The sequence below is a fragment of the Hymenobacter antarcticus genome (assembly GCF_039539545.1).
Taxonomy (GTDB): Bacteria; Bacteroidota; Bacteroidia; order Cytophagales; family Hymenobacteraceae; genus Hymenobacter; species Hymenobacter antarcticus.
On record NZ_BAABDI010000016.1, the window covers coordinates 20,047 to 36,416 of the forward strand.

A 16,370-nucleotide genomic window follows, 5' to 3' on the forward strand; every position below is an offset into this window, starting at 1 on the left:
CAAAGGAACGCAGTTGCCAGCGGCCTTTGCATACTCCGTACCAAAGTTTGGGTTTTGCCCCGGCGGCCTAGTGGCTACCTTCGCAGCAGATTCATTTAACATTTATCAATTAACATTTAACAGGTGCTCCCCAGGCAAACGGCTCGTGTTCGTGCGCCGGAAGCCACAATCCGTTAAGTGAAAGCTGCTAATTGTTAAATGTCAATTGTTAAATGTTAATTGAGAAGATGCTACGTACCCACACCTGCGGCGAACTTCGCCCCGAACACATCGGCCAAACCGTCACCCTTTGCGGCTGGGTGCAGCGCACCCGCGACAAGGGTGCCATCCTTTGGATTGACCTGCGCGACCGGTATGGCCTCACCCAAATCACCCTCGAAGAAGGCGTGGAAGCCGAAGCCGTGCGCGAAACCGCCCGCCACCTCGGCCGCGAGTTTGTGCTGAGTGTGACCGGCAAAGTAGCCGAGCGCTACTCCAAAAACGATAAAATCCCGACCGGCGGCATCGAAATTCGTCCCGAGAAAGTCGAGATTCTGAACCCCGCCAAGTTGCCGCCCTTCCTCATCGAAGACGACACCGACGGCGGCGACGACCTGCGGATGAAATACCGCTACCTCGACCTGCGCCGCACCCCGGTGCGCAACAACCTCATGCTGCGCCACAAAATGGCCCAGGCCGTGCGCCGCTACCTCGATGGCCAGGAGTTCATCGAAGTCGAAACGCCGGTCCTCATTAAGTCCACGCCCGAAGGCGCGCGCGATTTCGTGGTGCCCTCCCGCATGAACCCCGGCGAGTTCTACGCCCTGCCGCAGTCGCCCCAGACGTTTAAACAGTTGCTCATGGTGTCGGGCTTCGACCGCTACTTCCAGATTGTGAAGTGCTTCCGCGACGAGGACCTGCGGGCCGACCGCCAGCCCGAATTCACGCAGATTGACTGCGAAATGGCCTTCGTGACCCAGGAAGACATCCTCGACATGTTCGAAGGCCTGGTGCGCTACCTATTCAAGGAAATCAAAAACCTCGATTTCCCCACCGTGCCCCGCATGACCTACGCCGACGCCATGCGCGACTACGGCAATGACAAGCCTGACACGCGCTTCGCCATGAAGTTGACGGACCTCACCGCCACGGTAAAGGGCCAGGGCTTCCCGGTTTTCGACAGCGCCGAACTCATCCTCGGCATCAATGCCGCCACCTGCGCCCATTTCACCCGCAAACAGCTCGACGAGCTGACTGAGTGGGTGAAGCGGCCCCAAATTGGGGCCACCGGCCTCATCTACGCCCGCGTGGAGGCCGACGGCCAGGTGAAATCCTCGGTTGACAAGTTCTATTCCCAGGAGGAATTGCAGAAGTGGAGCGCCTCCCTCAACGCTAACCCCGGCGACTTGCTCTTGCTGCTGGCTGGCTCCGAAGCCAAAACCCGCAAAGCCATGAGCGAGCTGCGCCTCGAAGTGGGCCAGCGTCTCGGCCTGCGCAACAAAGAGGAGTTCTCGCCCCTGTGGGTGGTCGATTTCCCGCTGCTCGAATACAGCGAGGAGGAAAACCGCCACTTCGCCATGCACCACCCCTTCACCTCGCCCAAGCCGGAGGATTTGGCCCTGCTCGATAACCCGGCCACCATCGGCCAGACCCGCGCCAATGCCTACGACCTCGTGATAAACGGCGTGGAAGTGGGCGGTGGCTCCATCCGCATTCACGACCGCGCCGTGCAGGCCCGCATGTTCTCGCTGCTCGGTTTCACCCCCGAAGAAGCCCAAGCCCAGTTCGGCTTCCTGCTGGACGCCTTCGAGTACGGCGCGCCGCCCCACGGCGGCCTCGCCTTCGGCTTCGACCGCCTGTGCAGCCTCTTCGGCGGCTCTGATTCTATCCGCGACTTCATCGCCTTCCCGAAGAATAATTCGGGGCGCGACGTGATGATTGACTCGCCCTCGCCGATTTCGGATGTGCAGTTGAAGGAGCTAAGCATTAAGACGGCCGTGGTGGCGAAGTAGTGAGATGAAAAAGCCCAAATTGGGTAAGAAGCAAATTAACTTCGACCATGAAATCAGGTTTTCTCAAAGCGTAATTTTGTTTGACATTCTGATTGGATTGGTATTTCTGTTCGGTGGCGCTGCTTTCACTTATTGGCTCGAATGGTGGGGAGCCTTGTTTATTCCTCTGTTTGGTCTGTTTGTAATATGGCAAGCAATCAAGCGGGGATTTGACCAGGGGCCTCAGCTAAAAATCGGAAACAGTGGAATATGGACTGCTAAAACCGGCTTCTTACCTTGGGGAAGAGCTTTGCCAATTATTAAAACAGAAGTAGGCTACCGCTCTGTTTCAACTTATTTAGTCCTCACAAATAGGGTTTACCCAGAGAGGAAAACAGAAATAGCGAGTGTATCAATGCGTGAATTAGACATTGATGCACGCACATTACAGGTCTATCTGAATAAGTATTCACCGAACCAGATGTGATACTTACGAACCAAAAAAGCGGCGACTGATACTTCAGTCGCCGCTTTTTTGGTTTTTCAGGCATCCACCTCTCTAACTGTTCCATTCACCGAGTGATTCCGGGCATTGAGCGAAGGCCAAAATCCGACTGTGCCCCGGTCTAGTAGGTTTGTATCAGTTGACTACCTCACCACTCGCCTACATGTCTAAGCTGTCCATCTTCGCCGCCGTTTTCCTGTTCTGGGCTACGCTGAGCGCCTCCCTGATGCGTGTGCAGCTGGTTGCTTCGCCGGTGTACAAAATGCGGGTGCCGACCCACCGTTCCGCGCCCATTCGCTCTACGGTTGTCGCGCGGGTGGAAGGCGTTGCTATCGCTGGTTCCTATAATTAATCACCGCTTCACCATACGTGGGGTGAGGCTGTTTATTTGTGTGTGTTAGATAGATAAGTCGTTATCATTTAGGCTAAAGTGAGAGAGCCGTGCCCAGTAGGCGCGGCTCTTTTTTGCGTGGCGGAAAAACGAGGGGCGGCCCGTAGTTTTGTGGCTATGCACAAGAGCTACTCGCCATGTTCACCAAAAAAGAGTTAGCAGCGCTGGTACCCCGCACCATTTTTGAGCGGGGCCGGGCTTATTACGAGGACGATGAGGCAGTTGGAAGCATCCGGCAGCAGGGAGACGTATTCACGGCCAAGGTGCGGGGCACCGCCACGTACCGGGTCAGCCTGCAAATCCGCGCTACCGGTCCACCCGAAATACAGTGTAATTGCCCGTATGACTACGGTCCGGTGTGCAAGCACGGCATCGCGCTGGGCCTGGCGGTGCTCGGCCTGGTAGCTGATGCCGGAATAATAGCCCAGCCCGCTCCCCCGGAAAAACGCAGCAAAGCCGAAAAGTCGGCGCACATTCTGAAGGGGGCTTGGGCTCGCACCAGCGATAAGCAAAAGCTGGCTTTTCTGCGGCAGCTGCTCGCGCAAAAGCCCAAGCAGCTGCGCCGGTTTCTGGCGGCGTTCGAGTTCGATGAAAAGGCACTGGCCAAGCTGCCGGCGCAGCCCCACTATGTGGCCCGGCCTACTACCGCGCCCACTCAGCGGCCCGCGCCGCGCCGGCCGCTCAGCCTCGCCGAGCAGGCGCAGCAGCTGCTGGAGCAACAGCGCGGCCCCGAACTATTGCCCCTGGTGCTGGCCCTGAACTGGCTCCAAAACCCGCCCGCGCACGACTCGTACACGCTGCCCTACTTGCTGGGCGAAGCCGCCCGCTTCCAGCCCGAAGCCACCCTCGATGCCGTAATGGAGCGTTTTGAGGGGTTTTTGGAAGACAAGTCGCTGCGGAACTACTTGCTGTATAGCCGGTTGGTGGCCTGCCTCAAAGCGTTAGCTTTGCTGCCGGCCCTCACCCAACAGGTGCAATTGTTTGCCTCCGAGCTCATGCAGCAGTACCGGCCGCTCCGCACCTTGCAGACCAGCCTGGGCCGGGCCGGCTTCGTCATCATCGCCCCCGAAGAAGCCACCGGCCTGCCGCTCAAGCCCCTCAAGCGCCCTCCCGGTTCTGATGTCAAAGCCGGGCTGCCCAAGCGCCGACCCAAGCCCGAAACAGCCGCCCTACCACCCAAGCGGCGCGGCCGACCAAGAAAGGATGCCTGAATCCACAAAAAAGCGCCGCACCCATTGGGCGCGGCGCTTTGCTTTATTGGCAGAAGTGTTTAGAAATTCCGCTCGCCCGTCTCTCGCTTGCCCAGCATCACCGAGCCCACCATGGCGGCCAGCAGCAGCACCGAGGCCAACTCAAACGGCAGCGCGTATTCTCTGAAGAGCACCAAGCCCAGCTTGTCCACCATGCCAATCTGGGAGTCGAAGCTGGCCGGGTCGTAGCCAGCGGGGCTCACGTTGCGCATAGCAGCCACCAGTATCAGCAGCAGTGAGCCACCGGCGATAGCGGCCGCGAATTTGGCCAGGGCCGGTTTGTGCGGCTCGGTGTCCTCATTCAGGTTCAGGAACATAATCACGAACAGGAACAGCACCATAATGGCCCCGGCGTACACGATGATGTTCACCGCCGCCAGAAACTGCGCGTTGAGCAGCAGGTAGTGGCCCGAGAGCGTGAAGAACGTGAGAATGAGGAAGAGCACGCTATGCACCGGGTTTTTGGCCAGTACCACGCCCAATGCACTCAGCAGGGCCACAAAGGAAAGAAAAAGGAAGAGGGACATGAGCAGTAGCGCGGACTTTGTAGTCCGCGAGTGGGACGGTAATGAAAGAATTCTTGCCAAACGCGGACTACAGAGTCCGCGCTACTTATGCAATTTGAGTTCGCAGCTTATCAGCTTGCTCAGAGGTGAGCTGGATACCGCGCTTCGAGCGGTTGTCCGGCGTGACGGGCTCTACCAGCCGGTCTTTGCCATAAATGAATTCGTCACGCTCGAAGCGCGGCGGGGCCATTTTATCGGCTTGCAGGTACACGGCGGCTTTCGGGCAGGCTTCTTCGCACAGGCCGCAAAAGATGCAGCGCAACATGTTGATTTCGTAGCTGACGGCGTATTTCTCTTCGCGGTAGAGACCTTCTTCGCCCTTTTTGCGCTCACCGGCCACCATCGTAATGGCTTCGGCGGGGCAGGCCACGGCGCAGAGTCCGCAGGCTGTGCAGCGCTCGCGGCCGGCTTCGTCGCGCTTGAGCACGTGCAGGCCGCGAAACACGGGCGAGAAGGGACGCGTCTCCTCCGGGTAGCGGATGGTGATTTGCTTCTTGGTCGCAGCCCGGAAAAAGTGCTGCATCGTTATGCTCAAGCCCTGGAAAATAGCCGGCAGGTAGGCCCGCTCGGCTAGGGTCATGGGCTTCTTTTCGAGAACTTTGGCGCGTTTGCTTAAGGATTCCATAGTCGTTATTTAATTACGCCGAACGTAATCAGGCCGCCTGTCAACATAATGTTGAAGATGGCCAGGGGGATGAGGATGGTCCAGCCCAGGCGCATCAGCTGGTCGTAGCGGAAGCGCGGCAAGGTCCAGCGCACCCACATGAAGAAGAAGATAAAGCCAAAGATTTTGCCGAACAGGCCCACCAAACCGAGGATAGTGATGATGTTTTGCGCCGTCACCAGTTCCAGCCCCTGCGACGATACCAGCCAGTCGCGCAGCTCGTACTGAAAGGGGAAATTAAAACCACCGAAGTAAATGACGCTCATCACGGCCGAAGCCACGAACACGTTGATGTACTCCGCAAACAGGTACAGGCCCATTTTCATGGAGCTGTACTCGGTGTGGTAACCACCAATCAGCTCGGTCTCGCACTCGGGCAAGTCAAATGGCGTCCGGTTAGTTTCCGCAAAAGCGCACACAATGAAGATGATAAAGCCCAGCGGCTGCTTCATCACGTTCCAGTTGAAGATGTCCTGCCACACAAACGGTGCGTCCGAAGCCTGCTGAAACGTGATTTCGCGCAGCGAGAGCGTACCCGAAATCATCAGTACCGCAATCAGGGCCAGGCCCATAGCTAGCTCGTAGCTAATGTTTTGCGAAGCGGCGCGGATGGCCCCGAGCAGCGAAAACTTGTTGTTCGACGCCCAGCCGCCAATCATGATACCGTACACGCCCAGCGACACCATACCGAACACGTACAGCATCCCGACATTGATTTCAATGCCTTGCAGGTGAATGGCGGTTTCGCCAAACTGCAGCACGTTGCCGAACGGAATCACGGCCGACGACATCAGTGCCGTGGTCATGGCCAGGCAGGGCCCGAACACGAACAGCGCCCGGTTGGCCCCGGCCGGAAAGAATTCTTCCTTGGTGAAGAGTTTTACGGCATCGGCCAGCGGCTGAAGCAGGCCGAACGGACCGGCGCGGTCCGGCCCAACCCGGTCCTGCAAAAACGCGGCGATAACGCGCTCGGCGTAGGTGGAATAGGTGGCAATCAGCAGCGAAACGCCGAATACCACCAGAACGACGAGGCCTTGCCAGCCCAGAGCGGGGAGAGTCATGTTTTTTGAGCTTTTAACTTTTTGAACGTCATGCTGAGCTTGCCGAAGCATCTCTACCGCAACACTAATTAATTACTTGCGCGGTAGAGATGCTTCGGCAAGCTCAGCATGACGTGCTGTTATTATTGTTCTGCTTAATTATTCAAGCCACCCAATCGCAACGGCGGATTACGTTCCAGTTCTCGGGTGGTGCTTTCCGGTAAATCGGCCAGCACCTGCGGGTTTATCACCGGCAGCTCGTAGTGGTTTTGGGCAATAACCGAGGAACGGTTGATATGCGCCGGGCCTTCCAGCGTCCAATCTGAGGTTTCTTTTTTGTCGAAGCGGCAAGTGTTGCAAATCCACTCTTTCACTTCGCCGTACTCGTCCTTGCGGGCGGTTACGCGCAGCACGTCCTTGCCTTTGTACCAAAGGGTTACGTGGCCGTTGCACTTGTCGGTAGCGCAGTCGCGGTGGGCATTCACCGGCTTCGTGAACCACACGCGCTGCTTGAAGCGGAAAGTTTTGTCGGTCAGCGCGCCCACCGGGCACACGTCGATAACGTTGCCGCTGAAGTCGTTGTCGATGATATTCTCGATGTAAGTACCGATTTCCGAGGCATCGCCGCGGCCCAGCACACCGTGCACGCGCTCGGGCGTGAGCTGGTCGGCCACGTACACGCAGCGGTAGCACAGGATGCAGCGCGTCATGTGCAACTGAATGAGCGGGCCGATATCAATTTTCTCGAACGTGCGGCGCTCTTCCTCGTAGCGGGTGGTGCTCAGGCCGTGCTCAAAAGCGAAATCCTGCAGGTCGCACTCGCCGGCCTGGTCGCACACCGGGCAGTCGAGCGGGTGGTTGATGAGCAGCATTTCCACGATGCCCTTGCGCACGTCCATCACCTGCTGGTTGATGGTGTTTTCGACCACCATACCGTCCTGCACCGCCGTGATGCATGAGGCCACGAGCTTGGGCATGGGGCGCGGGTCTTTGGCCGAGCCAGCCGATACCTTCACTAGGCAGGCGCGGCACTTGCCGCCCGAGCCCTTCAGCGGCGTGTAGTAGCACATGGCGGGCGGCACGATGCCGCCGCCAATCTGGCGGGCCGCGTTCAGGATGGTCGTTCCGTCGGGAACTTCCACCTCAATGCCGTCGAAGGTTATTTTAGCCATTGGGATAATTAATCAAAATTACGTCTGTCATGCTGAGCAGAGAAGAACGTCATGCTGAGCGAAGCGCAGCGGAGTCGAAGCATCTCTATCTCAGTACTATTTCAGTCTACTCAACGAAGCAGTAGAGATGCTTCAACTGCGCTGCGCTGCGCTCAGCATGACGTTCTTTTTTATCGTTCTGGTTTACGCCAGTACGGCCGCGCCGCGATACACCGCGCCGGGGGCCGTAGCTTCTTTGGGATGCTTCACATGCCATTCAAATTCGTCGCGGAAGTGACGTACAGCGGCAGCCACTGGCCACGCCGCAGCTTCGCCCAGCGGGCAGATGGTGTTGCCTTCAATCTGCTTGGCCACGCTCACGACCAGGTCAATATCGTGCATCGAGCCGTGGCCGTGCTCCAGGCGGTGCAGCACTTTTTCGAGCCAGCCGGTGCCTTCGCGGCAGGGCGAGCACTGCCCGCACGACTCGTGGTGGTAAAAGCGGCTGTAGTTCCAGGTGTTCTTCACGATGCACGTCGTTTCGTCCATCGCAATGAAGCCGCCCGAACCCAGCATGGTGCCCGTGATGAAGCCGCCGTCGCTCAGCGACTCGTAGGTCATCAGGCGGGGCTCGCCGGCGGCGGTTTTCAGAATCAGCTCCTTGGGCAGAATTGGCACCGACGAGCCCCCGGCCACAACTGCTTTCAGGTCGCGCCCTTTCCAGATACCGCCGCAGTATTCATCGGAGTAGATGAATTCCTCCACCGGCAGGCCCAGCTCAATTTCGTAGATGCCGGGCTTGTTCAGGTGGCCGCAGGCGGAAATGAGCTTGGTGCCCGTGCTTTTGCCGATGCCGATTTTGGCGTATTCGTCGCCGCCCTCGTTCACGATAATCGGCACGGCCGCGATGGTTTCCACGTTGTTTACCACCGTGGGGCGGGCGTAGAGCCCCTGCACGGCGGGGAACGGCGGCTTGTTGCGCGGGTTGCCGCGCTTGCCTTCCAACGATTCCAGCAGCGCGGTTTCCTCACCGCAGATGTAGGCACCGGCGCCGGGGTGCACGTGCAAGTCGAGCGAGTAGCCCGAGCCGAGAATGTTCTCGCCCAGGAAACCCGCCGCGTAGGCCTCTGCAATAGCCTTTTCCAGAATGCGCAGCACGTACAAGAGCTCGCCGCGAATGTAGATGTAGCTGGTGCGCGCCCCCAGGGCGTAGCTGCCCGTAATCATGCCCTCGATGAGCAGGTGGGGCAGTTTCGACATCAGCTGCCGGTCCTTAAAGGTGCCTGGCTCTGATTCGTCGGCATTGCAGACTAGGTAGCGCGGCACGCCCTCCGGCTTGGCCAGAAAGCCCCACTTCATGCCAGCCGGGAAGCCCGCGCCGCCGCGCCCGCGCAGGCCCGACTTCTTGACTTCCTCCGTCACCTCGTCGGGCGTCATCGTTTTGAGCGCCTTCTCTACGGAGCGGTAGCCGCCGTGCTTGCGGTACACCTCGAAAGTATTGATGCCTTCGACGTTGATATGTTCGGTTAATAGCTTGCGTCCCATAGCGGTAACTGCTTATTTGTTAGGCTGATTGTCTTCCAGTCGCGTAATGCGGGCATCGTGCTGTTGCAACAGTTGACGCACGTACAGGCCTTCTTCTCTAAAGGCCGCAATCATCATTTCAGTATTACTGCGGCTTTCCTCAGTCAGGGCTTTAATAGAAGCCGAAAGCGAGGTGCCGAGTTGATTAATAGCGCCTTTGACCTCCCGCATTTCCCCCTCAAGTTTTCCCACACTTTGGTTAAGATGCACCGTGACCTTCTGCAATTGCTTGATGTCATCGCGCAATTCGTGCATCTCAATTAAAATTTCCGACACGACGAGCGGTAAGTCCTGATTCTGTTCGGCCATGATTTCAGTTAGTTGTGTTGAACTGAATTCGGCAGGCTGTTTTCTTCCCACGACAAAATAGGGCGGTGCACCAGGCTGCGCAGCTCGTTGAGCATGGCATCCACCGCTTCCGGTGTGTGCAGCTCCTCGTAATACTGCTCGCGCACCTGCACCACGGGGGCGAAGCCGCAGGCGGCCAGGCACTCCACTTCCTTCAGCGTGAACAGGCCATCGGGCGAGGTTTCGCCCACTTTGGCGCCGGTGATGCGCTCCAGGTGCTCGGTCAATTCGTCGGAGCCACGCAGCATGCAAGGGCCCGTGCGGCAGATTTCCAGCACATGCTTGCCCACCGGCTTGAGGTTGTACATGGTGTAGAACGAGGCCACTTCGTACACTTCAATTGGCTTGATATTCAGCGTTTCGGCCACCAGGTCCTGCACCTCTGGGCTCACCCAGCCGCCGAACTCGGCCTGCGCGATGTGCAGAATCGGCAACATCGCCGATTTGCTCCGGTCGGCCGGGTAGTGCGTGAGCAGGCGCTTGATTTCCGCCTGGCCAGCGGGCGAGAATTGCAGTTTCGTGGGCAAGGTCGTCGGCTCCATATCAATCGATTTCAACAAAAACTAGGCGTCCAGCTCGCCGGCGATGACGTTCATGGACGAGAGAATAACAATGGCGTCCGAGAGCGTCGTGCCCACGGCCATTTCCGGGTAGGCCTGGTAATAAATGAAGCACGGCCGGCGGAAGTGCAGGCGGTAGGGCGTGCGGCCCCCGTCCGAAACCAGGTAGAAACCCAGCTCGCCGTTGCCACCTTCCACCGCGTGGTACACCTCGCCGACGGGCGCGTCAATCTCGCCCATCACGATTTTGAAGTGGTAAATCAGCGCCTCCATGCTCTTGTACACGTCCGGCTTATCGGGCAGGTAGTAGTGCGGCGCATCAGCGTGGTAGGGGCCTTCGGGCAGATTATCAAGCGCCTGATTGATAATGCGCAGGCTCTGCCAGATTTCCTCGTTGCGCACGATGAACCGGTCGTAGGTATCGCCGTTGGTGCCCACCGGAATATCAAACTCGAAGTCCTCGTACGACGAGTACGGGTTCATGGCGCGCACGTCGTAGTCGACGCCCGCCGCCCGCAGGTTGGGGCCGGTGAAACCGTAGTTCAGCGCTTTTTCCGCCGAAATCGGGCCCACGTTCACCACGCGGTCCATGAAAATGCGGTTGCGGTTGAACATCGATTCGAACTCCTTCATCACCACCGGGAAGCTCTTCAGCCAGGAGCGGAGCTTGGCGATGGCGGCCGGCGAGAGGTCGCGCTCCATGCCGCCCACGCGGCCCATGTTGGTGGTAAGGCGGGCACCGCACACCTCCTCGTAGATTTCGTAGACTTTCTCCCGTTCCTGAAACAAGTACAGGAAGCCGGTGAACGCGCCCGTGTCCACACCCAGAATGGAGTTGCAGATAAGGTGGTCGGTAATGCGGGCCAGCTCCATCATAATCACCCGAATGTACTGCGCCCGCTTGGGCACGGTCACGCCGAGCAGCTTCTCCACCGTCATGTGCCAGCCCAGGTTGTTGATGGGCGACGAACAGTAGTTCATCCGGTCGGTCAGCGTCGTAATCTGGTAGAAGGGCCGGCGCTCGGCAATCTTCTCAAACGCGCGGTGGATGTAGCCGATGGTAGGCACGCCGGATACAATCCGCTCGCCGTCCATCTGCAGGATGTTCTGGAAAATGCCGTGCGTGGCCGGGTGCGTAGGGCCCAGGTTCAGCGTCGTCAGCTCCTGGCTGAAGTCGTTGAGCAGGGGCATGAGCTGGCCGTGGCGCTGGGCGGCGGCCTCTTCGGTGATTTTGTGGGTGCCTGCCAGGGCGTCGTTTACTGCCATATTCAGGATAGAGCTTAGAGATTTAGAACGTAGAGCTTAGAAAGGCGTAAGAAAAGGCTTTGCAGCTAGATAGAGTCTCAGTTCTAAGCGCTAGTTTCTAGGTTCTAAAAAGGTATTATCGGCCAAAAAACAAGTCGGTTTTGTCTTCGCGGGTACCGTCTTCGAGCGGATATTCTTTCCGCATTGGGTGGTAGTCCATGTCCTCCACGTTGAGGATGCGAACGAGATTGGGGTGGCCGGTGAAGATGACGCCGTAGAAGTCGAACGTCTCGCGCTCCAGCCAGTTGGCGGCGGAGTAGAGGTTCGAAATCGTTGGCACGGTGGGGTCGGCGAGGGGGAAGAAGATTTTTAGGCGCAGCCGGATATTCCGGGTCAGGCTGTGCAGGTGATAGATAACACCCAGCTCCCGGCCCTCGTTCTCCGGGTAGTTGATGCCACACAGCGTGGTCATAAAGTGAAACTTCAACTCCTGGTCCTGCTGCAGGCCGGCGATGATATCGTGGATGCGCTCCCGCGTGGTAGTCACCGTCAGCAGGCCGTAAGGCTCCTCCACATCGGTAAAGGTGGCCTCGCCAAACAGCTGGTGCAGTAAAGCCAGCACCTGCGCGTTCTGAGCCTTTATCGGGTCTTCGGCAACGGCAACTTCGGGGGCGGGGGCAGATTCCTGAGGAGTCATTATTTAGAACTGAGAGCTTAGAACTGAGAGCTTAGAAAGGGCAAGTCAGAAAGCATACTGTCGCTATCTAAGCTCTTGGTTCTAAATTCTCAGCTCTTAAAAAAAGCTACTTGATGTTGTAAGATTCGAGCAGGGCCTGATACTCCGGCGCGTTGCGGCGGCGCATTGATTCGTTGCGGGCCAGGTCCTGCACCCGCATCAGGCCGTCGATAACCTGCTCGGGGCGGGGCGGGCAGCCGGGCACGTACACGTCGACCGGGATGATGCGGTCGATGCCTTGCAGCACGGAATACGAGTCGAAAATGCCGCCCGAGCAGGCGCAGGCACCCATGGCCAGCACCCAGCGGGGCTCGGCCATCTGCTCGTACACCTGTTTCACGATGGGGGCCATTTTCTTGGCAATGGTGCCCATCACCATGAGCAGGTCGGCCTGGCGGGGCGAGAAGCTGGGCCGCTCGGAGCCGAAGCGCGAGATATCGTAGTGCGAGCCCATGGTGGCCATGAACTCGATGCCGCAGCAGGAGGTAGCGAAAGGCAAGGGCCAGAGCGAGTTGGCGCGGGCCATGCCCACCACTTTCTCCAGCGAAGTGGCGAAGAAGCCGGCGCCTTCGACGCCTTCGGGGGCTTCCACGGTTTTGATTTCCGGAACGCGGGTATCCATCATATAAAAGTCAGATTTGGAGGCCTATCGGCTCGGTAACCAACACCAGCCAAGCGGCAAAAGTTTGGCGGAATTACGCCTCGTTCCAGCGCAGAATGCCTTTTTTGATGATATAGGTGAAGCCCGCCAGCAGGAAGAACATAAACAGCAGCATGGCAATGAACCCGTCGTTGCCCAGGGCGCGGAAGTTCACCGCCCAGGGGTACATAAAGATGACTTCCACGTCGAACAGCACGAACACGATGGCCGTAAGGAAGTATTTTACCGAAATCGGCGTCCGGGCATTGCCCACCGATTCGATGCCGCACTCGAAGGAGGCGTCCTTTACCGTGCTGCTGCGCTTGGGGCCCACGAGGTGCGAAACAATCATGGCGAAGGCCACGAAAGCCAGCGCCAGGCCGAATTGAATGAGTATCGGGAGGTAATCGGAAGGCTGATAATTGGCAGCCGGCAGGGCTAGATACATAGCAGTCAGATATATAGAAGGCAGGCCTCACGGGCGCTGAAGGGCAAAGGTAGCGCCCACGGGGTTGGGGCGCAATGATGAGGTGAAACCAGGCCTGACGGGCGTATATTTGGAAAGCAATCGATAACCCATGGGACAAGCAGAACAACAGCCACGCCGGTATATAGTAGCGGAATATTTCGCCTTTGAGGAGCAAAGCGAAGTCAAGCACGAATTTTTCGATGGCGAAGTGTTTTCCATGGCTGGTGCCGACGTTTCGCACAACATGCTGGGTGGGAATTTCTATGTGAATTTCCGGCAGGCTTTGCGCGGTCGGCCGTGCAAGGTGGTGATGGAAGGTGTGCAATTGGCCGTGCAGGAAGGCCACCACTACACGTACCCCGACGTGATGATAACCTGCGACCCCGACGACCAGCAAGCCAAACGGATAATAAAGGCACCGGTGTTGCTCGTCGAAGTGCTATCGCCTTCGACCGCCGAATACGACCGGGGCCGGAAATTCAACCAGTACAAGCAGCTGCCTTCGCTTCAGCACTACTTGCTGGTGTCGCAGACTTCGTGGCTGGTGGAGTGGTACCGGCGCGAGCCCGGCAACATCTGGAGCTTCACGCCGCTGGTGGAAGCGGATGACACGTTGGTTATTCCAGACTTAAATATCAACCTGACGGTGGCCGAGATTTATGAAGGGACGGACATCGCGCCGCTGAAACTTGTGGCCGAAGAGCCTGCGGTTGCTTACGGAGGCCAGCGGTTCTGAATAGACTTGGTATGAGTCAACAAAAAACCCCGCACGGCTAACCGTGCGGGGTTTTTTGTTGACTCGATAAGACGCTTACAACCCTTTGTCGCGGTTCAAATCCTCGGCCGGCTCCGAGCCCAGGAAGGGGTAGCGGTAGTCGGTGACGGGTACGAAGGTTTCTTTGATGGCGCGGGGCGATACCCAACGGAGCAGGTTTAGCAGGGAGCCGGCTTTGTCGTTGGTGCCGGAGGCGCGGGCGCCGCCGAAGGGCTGCTGGCCCACCACCGCGCCGGTGGGCTTGTCGTTGATGTAAAAGTTACCGGCCGCGTGCACCAGCTTCTTCGAGGCCTGGTCGATGGCGTACCGGTCCTGCGAGAACACCGCGCCGGTGAGGGCGTAGGGCGAAGTGGTATCGACCAGCTCCAGGGCTTCCTCAAACTTGTCGGCATCGTAGACGTGCACCGTGAGCACGGGGCCGAACAGCTCCTCGCACATCGTCACGTATTTCGGGTCTTTGGTCACGATGACCGTGGGCTCGATGAAGTAGCCTTTCGACTTGTCGTAGCCCCCGCCGGCGATGATTTCGGCGTTCGGGTCGGCCTTCGCGCCGTCGATGTATTTGGCCAGCTTATCGAACGACTTCTCGTCGATTACGGCATTCACGAAGTTGGAGAAGTCTTCCACGTCGCCCATTTTGAAGGAGGCGAGGTCTTCCTTCACGTAGTCGAGGATTTCATCGGCGAGGTTGGAAGGCAGGTAGACCCGCGAGGCGGCCGAGCATTTCTGGCCCTGATACTCGAACGCGCCCCGGCTGATGCCGACGGCCACGGCTTTGGCGTGGGCTGTGCGGTGGGCGAGGATGAAGTCCTTGCCGCCGGTTTCGCCCACGATGCGCGGGTAGGACTTGTAGCTGGCAATGTTCTGGCCGATGGTTTTCCAGATGTTCTGGAACACGCCGGTGGAGCCGGTGAAGTGGATGCCGGCAAAGTCGCGGTGGGCGAAAATGACGTCGCCGGCCGTGGGGCCGTCCACGTACACGAGGTTAATCACGCCATCGGGCACGCCGGCTTCCTTGAACAGCTCCATCAGCACCTGGGCCGAATAGATTTGAGTGTTGGCGGGCTTCCACACCACCACGTTGCCCATCATGGCCGCCGAGCTGGGCAGGTTGCCAGCGATGGACGTGAAGTTGAACGGCGTGAGGGCGAACACGAAGCCCTCCAGCGGGCGGTGTTCCAGGCGGTTCCACATACCGGGCAGGCTCTCGGGCTGCTGCTGGTAAATCTGCTGCATGAAATGCACGTTGAACCGGAAGAAGTCAATCAGCTCGCAGGCGGCATCGATTTCGGCCTGGAAGGCATTCTTGCTCTGTCCCAGCATGGTGGCCGCGTTGATGCGGGCGCGGTAGGGGCCGGCCAGCAAATCGGCGGCTTTGAGGAAAATGGCGGCGCGGTGCTCCCAGGGCATCTCGGCCCAGGCCGGGCGGGCGGCCAGCGCGGCCTCAATGGCCTGAGCAACGTGGGTTTTGTCGCCGGCGTGGAAGTGGCCGATGGTGCGCTGGTGGTCGTGCGGCGGGCTGATGCGCTGGGTTTTGCCGGTGCGTACTTCCTGGCCGTTGATGTACATCGGAATGTCCAGCTCCAGATTACGCAGGCTCTTAAGCTGCTGCTGCAACTCGAGTTTCTCTTTGGAGCCGGGCGCGTAGCCTTTCACGGGCTCGTTGATGGGGACTGGGACGTTGAAAAAGCCGTTGGCCATAGTGGGTGGGTTTCTGGTTGCTAGTTTCTGGTTGGCAAAGGTAGTTGAGTAGCTTTCACGCAGTGTCGTGGGGTGTTAAGCCGCAGGGTTTTTCGTTAAACGGCACTGCGGAACCCTGCGGTTTTAACACCCCGCAACACTGCATGAAATTGCAAAAACAATATCATAACAACCCCAGCAGCTCCCGCACCTGCCGGGTGAGGTCGTCGCGGGAGCCATTATTATGCAGGGTGGCGGCGAAGTGCGGGTAGTCGTCCATGGCCGTTTCGCTGGGGTGGTTATCGTCGCGGGTGCCGTCGCCGCGCTGGTGCAGCGGGTCGCCTTCCACGCGCAACATGAGGCCGCCGCGGGCCCGGATGGGGTCGGCTTCGTTGGCGAAGCGCACGTCGGGCACCAGCACAAAGGCATCGGGCGGGAGCGCGGCGAAGAAGGCATCGACCCATACCAGGGGCTCCCACACGCGCAGGGCGCTGCCCACCTGCTGAAGCATTTCGCCCCGCGTGCGCTTGAAAGTGGGTACCAGACCGGCCTTGCCTTTTTGCGAATAGTAGGGAGCTACGTCTTCGCCCGTGAGGGCGGCGCAGACGGACTTAATAGAGTCGCCAAACGAGCGAATCTGCCAGATGCGCTGGGGCTGTAGCTGCTGAATGAGCCGGGCCACGGTGTCTTTGCCGCTGCCCCGGCGGCCGGATAGGCCAATGAGGTGTACCATGGTTTGGGAAGGGAAGTTAGAACGTCATGCTGAGCGCAGCCGAAGCATCTCGCGTGTAGTAGT

The 16,370-nt window shown here is 58.7% G+C and carries 18 protein-coding genes; 5 read left to right on the forward strand and 13 right to left on the reverse strand.

Features of this window, described 5'->3' with window-relative positions; all coding sequences use genetic code 11:
- Positions 1 to 227: 227 nt before the first annotated feature.
- From aspS to ABD819_RS12285, 4 genes are all read left to right on the forward strand, one after another.
- Positions 228 to 1,991, forward strand: coding sequence for an aspartate--tRNA ligase (aspS, locus tag ABD819_RS12270; protein WP_345124727.1), 1,764 nt, complete (start codon positions 228 to 230; stop codon positions 1,989 to 1,991).
- 4 nt (positions 1,992 to 1,995) lie between these two features.
- Complete coding sequence (locus ABD819_RS12275; RefSeq protein WP_345124729.1) at positions 1,996 to 2,457, forward strand: hypothetical protein; 462 nt, start codon at positions 1,996 to 1,998, stop codon at positions 2,455 to 2,457.
- A 181-nt stretch (positions 2,458 to 2,638) separates the two neighbouring features.
- Entirely contained in the window at positions 2,639 to 2,827 is a 189-nt protein-coding gene (locus ABD819_RS12280) for a hypothetical protein (RefSeq protein WP_345124731.1), read from the forward strand.
- A 176-nt stretch (positions 2,828 to 3,003) separates the two neighbouring features.
- Positions 3,004 to 4,077: an SWIM zinc finger family protein gene (locus tag ABD819_RS12285; protein WP_345124733.1), complete on the forward strand. Its 1,074-nt coding sequence runs from the start codon at positions 3,004 to 3,006 to the stop codon at positions 4,075 to 4,077.
- Between the two features lie 59 nt (positions 4,078 to 4,136).
- Here the strand turns inward: ABD819_RS12285 and ABD819_RS12290 are convergent, their stop codons facing one another.
- The 11 genes from ABD819_RS12290 to ABD819_RS12340 form a co-directional block, all read right to left on the reverse strand.
- Positions 4,137 to 4,643, reverse strand: coding sequence for an NADH-quinone oxidoreductase subunit J family protein (locus ABD819_RS12290; RefSeq protein ID WP_345124735.1), 507 nt, complete (start codon positions 4,641 to 4,643; stop codon positions 4,137 to 4,139).
- A gap of 85 nt (positions 4,644 to 4,728) precedes the next feature.
- Entirely contained in the window at positions 4,729 to 5,307 is a 579-nt protein-coding gene (locus ABD819_RS12295; protein ID WP_345124736.1) for a NuoI/complex I 23 kDa subunit family protein, read from the reverse strand.
- Positions 5,308 to 5,312: 5 nt separating this feature from the next.
- The gene (gene nuoH, locus ABD819_RS12300; RefSeq protein ID WP_345124738.1) at positions 5,313 to 6,407 is read right to left on the reverse strand and encodes an NADH-quinone oxidoreductase subunit NuoH; all 1,095 of its coding nucleotides are present in this window, start codon (positions 6,405 to 6,407) and stop codon (positions 5,313 to 5,315) included.
- 134 nt (positions 6,408 to 6,541) lie between these two features.
- Positions 6,542 to 7,558, reverse strand: coding sequence for an NADH-quinone oxidoreductase subunit G (locus ABD819_RS12305; RefSeq protein ID WP_345124740.1), 1,017 nt, complete (start codon positions 7,556 to 7,558; stop codon positions 6,542 to 6,544).
- 183 nt (positions 7,559 to 7,741) lie between these two features.
- Positions 7,742 to 9,082 (reverse strand): NADH-quinone oxidoreductase subunit NuoF, encoded by a 1,341-nt coding sequence (gene nuoF / locus ABD819_RS12310; RefSeq protein WP_345124742.1) that lies wholly within the window; start codon positions 9,080 to 9,082, stop codon positions 7,742 to 7,744.
- 12 nt (positions 9,083 to 9,094) lie between these two features.
- Positions 9,095 to 9,430 (reverse strand): hypothetical protein, encoded by a 336-nt coding sequence (locus tag ABD819_RS12315; RefSeq protein ID WP_345124744.1) that lies wholly within the window; start codon positions 9,428 to 9,430, stop codon positions 9,095 to 9,097.
- A gap of 8 nt (positions 9,431 to 9,438) precedes the next feature.
- Entirely contained in the window at positions 9,439 to 10,011 is a 573-nt protein-coding gene (locus ABD819_RS12320) for an NADH-quinone oxidoreductase subunit NuoE family protein (protein ID WP_345124746.1), read from the reverse strand.
- A gap of 21 nt (positions 10,012 to 10,032) precedes the next feature.
- Positions 10,033 to 11,220 carry an NADH-quinone oxidoreductase subunit D gene (locus ABD819_RS12325; protein WP_345124902.1) on the reverse strand — a complete coding sequence of 396 codons (1,188 nt, stop codon included), beginning with the start codon at positions 11,218 to 11,220 and terminating at the stop codon, positions 10,033 to 10,035.
- Between the two features lie 190 nt (positions 11,221 to 11,410).
- Positions 11,411 to 11,971 (reverse strand): NADH-quinone oxidoreductase subunit C, encoded by a 561-nt coding sequence (locus tag ABD819_RS12330; protein ID WP_345124748.1) that lies wholly within the window; start codon positions 11,969 to 11,971, stop codon positions 11,411 to 11,413.
- Positions 11,972 to 12,077: 106 nt separating this feature from the next.
- Complete coding sequence (locus ABD819_RS12335; RefSeq protein ID WP_229748950.1) at positions 12,078 to 12,632, reverse strand: NADH-quinone oxidoreductase subunit B; 555 nt, start codon at positions 12,630 to 12,632, stop codon at positions 12,078 to 12,080.
- A 73-nt stretch (positions 12,633 to 12,705) separates the two neighbouring features.
- Positions 12,706 to 13,098, reverse strand: a complete 393-nt coding sequence (locus tag ABD819_RS12340) for an NADH-quinone oxidoreductase subunit A (protein WP_345124750.1) — start codon at positions 13,096 to 13,098, stop codon at positions 12,706 to 12,708.
- A 130-nt stretch (positions 13,099 to 13,228) separates the two neighbouring features.
- On the opposite strand from ABD819_RS12340, the gene ABD819_RS12345 reads away from it, so the two are divergent.
- A complete protein-coding gene (locus tag ABD819_RS12345) occupies positions 13,229 to 13,855 on the forward strand; it encodes a Uma2 family endonuclease (RefSeq protein ID WP_345124752.1) in 627 nt (208 codons plus the stop codon).
- A 75-nt stretch (positions 13,856 to 13,930) separates the two neighbouring features.
- Here the strand turns inward: ABD819_RS12345 and pruA are convergent, their stop codons facing one another.
- On the reverse strand, positions 13,931 to 15,595 hold the full coding sequence (gene pruA / locus ABD819_RS12350; RefSeq protein ID WP_345124754.1) for an L-glutamate gamma-semialdehyde dehydrogenase: 1,665 nt from the start codon (positions 15,593 to 15,595) through the stop codon (positions 13,931 to 13,933).
- 163 nt (positions 15,596 to 15,758) lie between these two features.
- On the reverse strand, positions 15,759 to 16,307 hold the full coding sequence (locus ABD819_RS12355; protein WP_345124756.1) for a nucleoside/nucleotide kinase family protein: 549 nt from the start codon (positions 16,305 to 16,307) through the stop codon (positions 15,759 to 15,761).
- Positions 16,308 to 16,370: the final 63 nt, after the last annotated feature.